Genomic DNA, 8,040 nt, shown 5'->3' with positions numbered 1-8,040 from the left:
CCGCACGCCGAGGAGGAGGTGCGGGAGGCGATGACGCTGGCGCCGCACATCCCGATCGTCCGCACCGACGCCCGCGACCGCGAATCGGTCAAGAGCACCCTCATCACGCTGGTCGAGCACGCGCTGACCATGCGCGTCGCCGTGCCCGGCTCCAATCTTCACCAGGGTCGCGTCTGACAGACCGGGCCCTGCCGCGGGTGGCCGGTGCCGCGCCTGCGCCACCCCATGGAAACTCCTCGCGGGCTCGGACTTTCCATGGGGCCCGGGAACGGCTCAGCGGGGGAGGGCCTCGATCAGGCTCGCTCCGGCGGGCAGCGGCAGGATGCGGGAGAGCGTGAAACCCGCCTCGCCGAGCAGCCGTGTGAACTCACTCGTCGTGCGCTCCATCCCGCCGTTCGTCAGGGCGAGCATGCGCATGTCGAGGTCCTTGCCGATGTGCGGCGTGGCGTCGTCCGGCAGCACCATCTCCAGCAACAGCAGCCGGGCGTGGCCGGGCGCCGCCTTCCGCACGTTGCCGAGGATGCGCAGGCTCTCCTCGTCGCTCCAGTTGTGGATGACACTGGCCAGCAGATAGAGGTCGGCGCCGGCGGGCACGCTCTCGAAGAAGTCGCCGCTTTCGAACTCGCACCGGCCGTCGAGGCCCCGCGCGCTCATGGCCGCCCTGCCGTTCTCCACCACGTGCGCGATGTCGAAGAGCACGCCGCGCATGCCGGGGTGCCGTTCGAGCACCGCCGCCAGCAGGTGCCCGGTGCCCCCGGCGATGTCCACGAACGTCTTCACGCCCGTGAAGTCGTAGGTGGTGGCCAGGGCGGCCTCCAGCGGCGCCGCCCGGATGGCCATGTACTCGTTGAACAGGCGGGCGGCCTCGGGGCGCTCCTGCAGATAGCCGTACAAGGGGCCGAACCGCGTGATGAAGGCGGACCGCCCGTTCCGTACGGTCTGCGCCAGGTTGCCCATGGCGTACCAGTAGCCGGGCTCGGCCGCCATGCGCAGGGCCGAGCGCATGCTGCCGGGAACGCCGTCGCGCAGCGTCCGGCCATCCTCGGTCAGCTCGTACGTCCCCGGGGCGACGGAGCGGACCACGCCGATCGTCTCGAGTTCCCGCAGCAGGCGTGCCAGGGAGGGCTCGTGCGCGTCACACGCCTTGGCGAGCTCCGGCACGCCCATCGGGCCGGAGGCCAGGTGTTCGGCGCAGTCCAGGTCGGCCATCGCGGCGAGGGCGGCGAACCGGGAGAGCCCGACGATGGCGTCCCACGCGGGGCCGGTTGAGTCGATCAATGCTTCTCCAGAACATTCGAGGTGGAGGAGCCGCCCCGGACCAGGCGGCCCACTTCGGCACGCAGGCGGACGAACGCGTCCAGCTGCCGCGTCGCGATCTGGTCGCGTGATTCACCCAGGCCGACCGGCAGGTCGGCGGCGACCCGGGCCGGCGACCGGGTGAGGACGACCACCCGGTCGCCGACGTAGACGCTCTCGTCGATGTCGTGCGTGATCAGCAGGGTCGTCATGCCGTGATGCGCGCAGACCCGCAGCACCAGGTCTTCCAGGTCCTCGCGGGTCTGCGCGTCCACCGAGCCGAAGGGCTCGTCCATCAGCAGCAGGGACGGACGGTAGGCGAGAGCGCGGGCGATGGACACCCGCTGCTGCATCCCGCCGGACATCTCCCAGGGGTACTTCTCCGCGGCGTCGGCCAGCCCGACCTGGTCGAGCGCGGCCATCGCGGCCTCCCTGCGGCGCTGCCGGTCCAGCCCGCGGCGGCGCAGCGGCAGCGCCACGTTGTTCGCGGCGGTCATCCAGGGATAGAGCGAACGGCTGTAGTCCTGGAAGACGACGGCCAGGTTGTCGGGGATGCGGTCGACGGGCTTCCCGTCGATCAGCACCCGGCCGCCGGTGGGGCGGATGAGACCGGCGACGGATCGCAGCAGAGTGGACTTGCCGCAGCCGGAGGGGCCCACGACGCAGACGAGCTCGCCCTCGGCGGCGCGGATGCTCACCCCGTCGAGAACGCGATGCGAGCCGTACGAGTGGACCAGATCGGTGATCTCGAGCACGATGCCTTCCTAGGTGGTCTGCCTGGCGTTCCTGTGCCAGGCGAGAACGCGCCGTTCCATCAGCAGGAACGCGGAGTTGAGCAGATATCCGAGGAGGCCGAGCACCACCAGGCAGCCCCACATGTCGGTGTAGAGGTAGGTGCGCTGCGCCGTCAGCAGCCGGTAGCCGAGGCCGCCGGAGCCGGCGAGGATCTCGGCGATGATCAGCAGGATCAGGGCCAGCGAGAGGGCCAGCCGCAGACCGGCGAAGATCTTGGGCATCGCGGCGGGGATGATCACTCTGGTGAGCCGCTCGACCGTCGAGAATCCGAAGATGCGGGCGGTCTCCAGGTGCTGCCGGTCCACCGTGCGGGTGCCGTCGATGGTGTTGAGGAGGATCGGCCAGATGATCCCGAACACGATCGTCGTGAGCTGCGCCGGCGTGCTCAGCTTCAGCAGGGCGAGGAAGAAGGGCACCAGCAGCGGCGGGGGAACGGCCCGGCCGAGGTGGATCAGCGGGTCGAGATAGCCGGACAGGCGGGAGGAACAGCCGATGGCGATTCCGGCGGCCACTCCGATGACCGCGGCCAGCGCCCACCCGGCGAACAGACGGGCGAGGCTGGGGCCGAAATCGTCCAGCGCCTGCTCGGTCAGCAGGAGATGGGTGGCCGGGCCCGACAGCCACATCTCGCCCATCCGGGCCAGCGTCGCGGACGGGGGAGGGAAGAACGGCTGCTCGGCGGCGCGCGTGGCGATCTCCCAGACCACGAGCGTCACCGGAATCAGCCAGAGACGGCCGACGGCTCTGATCACGTTCATCGGGCGGCTCCGGTGCGTACGTCGTGCCAGCGGAACAGCCTGCGTTCCACCGCGACCAGGGCGGTGTTGGACAGGACGCCGAACAGGCCGGCCCACAGGGCCGCGCCGAGCATCAGGTCCATCCGGTTGCCGCTCGCGGCCTCCGTGATGTAGATCCCGATCCCTTCCGCTCCTCCGGCGAGCAGCTCAGCGCTGACCACGAGGATGACGGCGGTGCCGGCGGCGACGCGGATCCCGGTCGCGATGAACGGCGCCGCGCTGGGCAGCGCCACCCGGAGCAGCACGGACACCGGACCGAACCCGAAGCTGCGCAGGGTCTCCTTGGCGAGCGGGTCGACGTCCTGCAGCGCGTAGATCGTGTTGATGACGATGGGCCAGGACGCCGCGTAGACGACGACGGCCACCCTCAGGTGCAGGTTGTCGCTGAAGATCAGGATCGCGAGCGGGATGATGGCGACCGAGGGGATGGGCCGGAGGAACTCGATCAGCGGCCGTACGGCCCGTTCCACGGGCGGCAGGGCCCCGAGCGCGAGCCCGGCCGGGACCGCCACCGCCACGGTCAGCAGCAGCCCGAGCCCCCACGCGGCGAGCGAAGCACGCGCGTCGGCGAGGAACTCCTGATCGACGAGCAGCTCCGCCGCGCCGCGGAGGATCATGGACATCCGCGGCAGGAACCGGTCGTCGATCAGGCCGGTCGCGCCGACGACCTCGGCCGCGGCGAGGAACCCCGCGACGCCGGCGACGCCGCGGAGGACTCGTGCGTGTTTCATAGCAGGTACGGGATCTCCGTCAGCTCGCCGACGGCGGCAGGATCATCGACTTCACGTCGAGATCGTTCTTGATGTAGCCGTACTCCTTCATCAGGTCGGCCACGCGCTGAAGGCGGCTCTCGCTGAGGGAGGTCGGGTAGGAGCCCAGCGAGATGACGGCCGCGGTGGCGGCGTCGATCTTCGTGTACTTGGGCAGCGTCTCCTCGACGATCTTGCGGTCCTTCGCGACGAGCTCCTGCGCCTTGCCGAGCGCCCGCTGGAACGCGGCGATCGCCTTCGGATATTTGCTCGCAGTGGCGTCGGTGGTGAACCAGCCGGCGATGGGAAGATTTTCGGTCGGACCGGTCATCTCATCGACGATGATTCGGCCGCCCGCTTTCGATATCACGGTGATGAACGGCTCGACCCCCGCTATGGCGTCCACCTGGCCGTTTTCCAGGGCGGCGGGCATGTCGGGGAAATTCTTCTCCACGAACTGGTCCTGGGTCGCGGTCACCCCCGCGACCTTCATCTGCACCTCGGCGGTCAGCTGGCTGACGCTCTTGAGCACGTTGACCGCTATGGTCTTTCCCTTGAGGTCTGCGACAGTTTTGATCGGGGAGTCCTTTTTGACCATGATGACGAAAGCGCCGGGGGCGGCGCCGTAACTGTCCGCGACATACTTGAACTTCCCGGCCCCCTTGTCCTGGGCGAGGAAAGTGCCGACGTAGGCGCCGAGCGAGATGTCGAGGCTCCCGCCCAGCAGCTTCTGGGTGGCGACGGCGCCGCCGGCGACCACCTCGGGCTGGACCTCCAGGCCCTCTGCCTTGAAGAACCCTCTCTCGATCGCCACCTGTAAGGGCGCGCTGTCCGGCACCGGGATGGTGCCCACCTTCAGCGTCGTCTTCTCCAGTCCGTTGCCAGAGGAAGAGGAGGACGTCGTGTCGGAGTTGCCGCAAGCGGAAGCGGTGAGCGCCAGAACGGCCGTGACGCCGACGGCGAGAGTACGCCTTATAAGCCCCATGGAAGCTCCTTGTCTGGAGTGTTGAGGAGGCCGCCCGCGACGGGTGTCCCGCGTAGACGGCGACGGGCGAGAGCGTACAGGAGCCATATGGATTAGATGTGTTTGAGTCACGATTGTAGTCAAATTTAGGACTAAATCACCTTCTGTCATGTTTGGAATTACGGCCAGGGGGTTGGACCGGTTCCACGAGGGAAGATGCCGGACATTCAATGTCCGATATTGCCTTCGCCCTGCTCGCGGCCGTCCGATGGATTCGAGTTTAGGGCCGGACAAAACCGTGGACCGCTCCAATATCCCAAGCTCTTTGTCTATCTCGACGCCTTATGCTCAAATTGCCCGGTGATGTGCGGGCTCTCGCATTAGAGCGACCCCGGAGCCTTATCCCCAGAGATTCAGCGCGAGAGGTTGCGCCAGTGAGGACAGCAACGATCGAGAGCGGTCGCCGCGCCGAGCCGGAACCGGTCGCCGAGCCCGCCGGCGGCGCGTCCTCGGTGGACGGCGGGCCGCCCGAAGCGCCCGCGACCGGCAACTCGATACAGCTGAAGAACTGGCGGGTGCGCACCCGGCTCGTCGCGCTGGTCGTGCTGCCCACCGTCGTCGCGGTCCTGCTCGGCGGCCTGCGGGTGGCGGGTTCGATATCCAGCGCCGCCGAGTATCAGCGGGTGCGCGAGGCCGTCGAGCTCGTCGGCAACGTCGGCGTGCTCCTCCACGAGGTGCAGCTGGAGCGGGACCTGTCGATCAAGTACGTCGCGGCCGGCCGCCGTGACCGCGACCTGCTCGCGACCGTGAAGAACCAGCACGACGCCGTGAACGCCGCCGTGCAGCAGCTGCGCGTCCGGGCCGGAACGAGCGGGGACGCGCTGGGCGGACTCGGGCGCGAGGACCTGTCGCGGGCCCTGGCCCGTCTGACGGACCTGACCGCGTTCCGGAAGATCGTGCTCGACTCGCAGCTCCCGCCGCTGCGCGGCATCGACAACTACCGGCTCGTCACCGACGACCTGCTGAAGCTCTACGACGCGGCGGGCCAGGGCGTTCCCGACGAAGGGCTGTCGGCGAGCATCAAGGCGCTCGGGGCGCTCGCGCGGGCCAAGGAGGCGGTGTCGGAGCAGCGCGCGCTGCTCGCCCTGGGACTGGCCCAGCAGCGGCTCGACCCGGCCGAGCTCGACGCCTTCACCGGCGCGGCGGCGCGGGAGCAGAGCGAGCTGGCGGCCTTCACCGCCGTGGCCACCACCAACGAGCGGCAGCTCTACAACGACACGGTCACCGACCAGAAGGTGGACCGCGCGCGGTTCTTCGTCGACCGGGCGCTCTACCTCGTCCGCGCCGGGCTGCCCATCCGCAACGTCGGCGGCAGGGGGGCCGACGCCGACCGCTGGTTCGACGCGATCAGCGAGCAGGCCGACCTCATGCGCGACGTGATGTCCGGGATGACCAAGTCCATCGCCACCCGGAGCGACGCCCTGCAGAGCTCCGACCGCAACGTGGCCGTCGTCAGCATCACGATGGTCGTCATCGTCCTGCTGCTGGTCCTGCTCATCACCGCCGCCATGGCGCGCTCCCTCGTACGGCCGCTGCGGCGGCTGCGCAGCGAGGCGCTGGAGGTCGCCGGGCACCGCCTGCCCGCCATGGTGCAGCGGCTGCGCGAGTCCGAGGGCGACACGGCGGGGCAGGTCAGGGTGCAGCCGATCGGCGTGGCGTCCGCCGACGAGATCGGCGAGGTCGCGCGGGCCTTCGACGAGGTCCACCGCGAGGCGATCCGGCTGGCGGGCGACGAGGCCCGGCTGCGCAGCAACGTCAACGCGATGTTCGTGAACCTGTCGCGGCGCACCCAGACCCTCGTGGAGCGTCAGATCACCCTGATCGACGGCCTGGAGCAGGGCGAGCAGGACGAGAAGCGGCTCGCCGACCTGTTCAAGCTCGACCACCTGGCGACCCGCATGCGCCGCAACAGTGAGAACCTCCTGGTTCTCGCCGGGCAGGAGCCCGCGCGCCGCTGGAGCCGGCCCGTCGAGATCACCGACGTCATCCGGGCGTCGCTGTCGGAGGTCGAGGGCTACGAGCGGGTGGTGCTGAACTTCCCCTCGGACGTCTCGATCGCCGGCCAGTCCGTCAACGACGTCATCCACCTGCTCGCTGAGCTGGTGGAGAACGCGCTGGCGTTCTCGGCCCGCGACACCCGTGTGGTGGTGTCGGGCAACCGGATCGACGGCGGGGGCGTGATGATCTCTGTCACCGACTCCGGCATCGGCATGACGTCGGAGGAGATCGCCCAGACGAACTGGCGGCTGGCGAATCCGCCTGTGGTGGACGTGTCGGTGTCGCGCCGGATGGGCCTGTTCGTGGTCGGCCGTCTCGCCGCCCGCAACGGCATCAGGGTCCAGCTCCGGCCGCACGACGGAGGCGGGCTGACCGCCATGGTCCTGCTGCCGGAGACGATCATGGGCAATCCCGCACAGCCGGAGCCCTCCTACGCCGGCGCGTTCGCCCCTTCCTGGAGCACCCGGCAGGCCGAGCAGGGGAATGCGCAGCAGAGCATCGGAGGCGGCTGGGGCCGTCAGCAGCTCCCGGCCTCCGGGGTCGCCGCGCCGTCGCTTCACGATCCGCTCACCCGGATACGCGGCCGGTCGGGCATGGACGAAGCGGCGACCGGGCCTCTGCCGACGGTGACCGGGCCCGTTCCGGCGGCGTTCGGCTCGACGACCGGCCCGGTCGCCATTCCCGGGCCGGTGCACGGCGCCCCGGTCCAGCCGGGCGGCGTGCATCAGAACGCACCGCAGAACGCGGCGCATAACGCGGCGCAGACCGGTCCGCAGTCCGAGGAGTATCTGCCGATCTTCGCCTCCGTCGAGTCCGCCTGGTTCCGCCGCACTCCCGCGGCCGACACCGGATCGGGCTGGCAGAACGTCCCGACCGTGGACGCCGGGTGGCAGGCCGCGGCGGCGGCCACCGAGAAACCCGCCTCGGACGGCACCACCTCCTCGGGTCTGCCCAAGCGGGTGCCGAAGGCCAACCTGGTGCCGGGCTCGGCCGATCCGGCCGCGGCGCCGCCGGCGCCCGCCCCCGCGCAGCCGCCGCTCCTGTCGCCCGACCGGGCCCGCAGCCGGCTGGCGAGCCTGCAGCAGGGCGTACGGCAGGGCCGGGCGGTTGCCAGGGGCGAACTGAGTGAGGACGAGGGCTACCCGACCACGAAAGGGGACGGCGCATGAGTGAGTTGAGCCAGGGCGCACGTGGCCTGAACTGGCTGATCGATGATTTCGTGAGTTCCGTGCCCGGTGTGGCGCACTCCGTCGTCGTCTCCGCTGACGGGTTGCCTCTCGCGTACTCGCACGGGTTCCCGAAGGACCGGGCGGATCAGCTGGCGGCGGTCGCGGCCGGGTTGATCAGCTTGACCCAGGGTGCGTCGCGGGTGTTCGAGGGC

The 8,040-nt window shown here is 69.9% G+C and carries 7 protein-coding genes and 1 pseudogene; 3 read left to right on the top strand and 5 right to left on the bottom strand.

Annotation, left to right across the window (positions count from 1 at the left end):
- Nucleotides 1-177 (top strand): annotated as a pseudogene (locus FLX08_RS42765) (ATP-binding protein); the annotation flags it as partial.
- Nucleotides 178-273: 96 nt separating this feature from the next.
- On the opposite strand, the gene FLX08_RS39325 reads toward FLX08_RS42765, so the two are convergent.
- The 5 genes from FLX08_RS39325 to FLX08_RS39305 are packed head-to-tail and all read right to left on the bottom strand — an operon-like array spanning nt 274 to nt 4,622.
- Nucleotides 274-1,278 carry a methyltransferase gene (locus tag FLX08_RS39325; RefSeq protein WP_244313231.1) on the bottom strand — a complete coding sequence of 335 codons (1,005 nt, stop codon included), beginning with the start codon at nt 1,276-1,278 and terminating at the stop codon, nt 274-276.
- Complete coding sequence (locus FLX08_RS39320) at nt 1,275-2,051, bottom strand: ABC transporter ATP-binding protein (RefSeq protein WP_142625343.1); 777 nt, start codon at nt 2,049-2,051, stop codon at nt 1,275-1,277. Before FLX08_RS39320 ends, FLX08_RS39325 begins: the two co-directional genes overlap by 4 nt.
- 9 nt (nt 2,052-2,060) lie before the next feature.
- Nucleotides 2,061-2,849, bottom strand: a complete 789-nt coding sequence (locus tag FLX08_RS39315) for an ABC transporter permease (RefSeq protein WP_142625342.1) — start codon at nt 2,847-2,849, stop codon at nt 2,061-2,063.
- Nucleotides 2,846-3,619: an ABC transporter permease gene (locus FLX08_RS39310; RefSeq protein ID WP_142625341.1), complete on the bottom strand. Its 774-nt coding sequence runs from the start codon at nt 3,617-3,619 to the stop codon at nt 2,846-2,848. Before FLX08_RS39310 ends, FLX08_RS39315 begins: the two co-directional genes overlap by 4 nt.
- Nucleotides 3,620-3,638: 19 nt before the next feature.
- Nucleotides 3,639-4,622: an ABC transporter substrate-binding protein gene (locus FLX08_RS39305; protein ID WP_280117163.1), complete on the bottom strand. Its 984-nt coding sequence runs from the start codon at nt 4,620-4,622 to the stop codon at nt 3,639-3,641.
- Between the two features lie 413 nt (nt 4,623-5,035).
- On the opposite strand from FLX08_RS39305, the gene FLX08_RS39300 reads away from it, so the two are divergent.
- Both FLX08_RS39300 and FLX08_RS39295 read left to right on the top strand, forming a co-directional pair.
- On the top strand, nt 5,036-7,828 hold the full coding sequence (locus FLX08_RS39300; protein ID WP_244313229.1) for a sensor histidine kinase: 2,793 nt from the start codon (nt 5,036-5,038) through the stop codon (nt 7,826-7,828).
- Nucleotides 7,825-8,040, top strand: a 216-nt coding sequence (locus FLX08_RS39295) for a roadblock/LC7 domain-containing protein (protein ID WP_142625340.1), incomplete at its 3' end; no start/stop codon positions are given. The genes FLX08_RS39300 and FLX08_RS39295, both read left to right, overlap by 4 nt.

Origin of the sequence: Microbispora hainanensis (assembly GCF_006874475.1) — a bacterium.
GTDB classification, from domain to species: Bacteria; Actinomycetota; Actinomycetes; order Streptosporangiales; family Streptosporangiaceae; genus Microbispora; species Microbispora hainanensis.
This window is presented reverse-complemented; position numbering and strand designations above follow the sequence as displayed.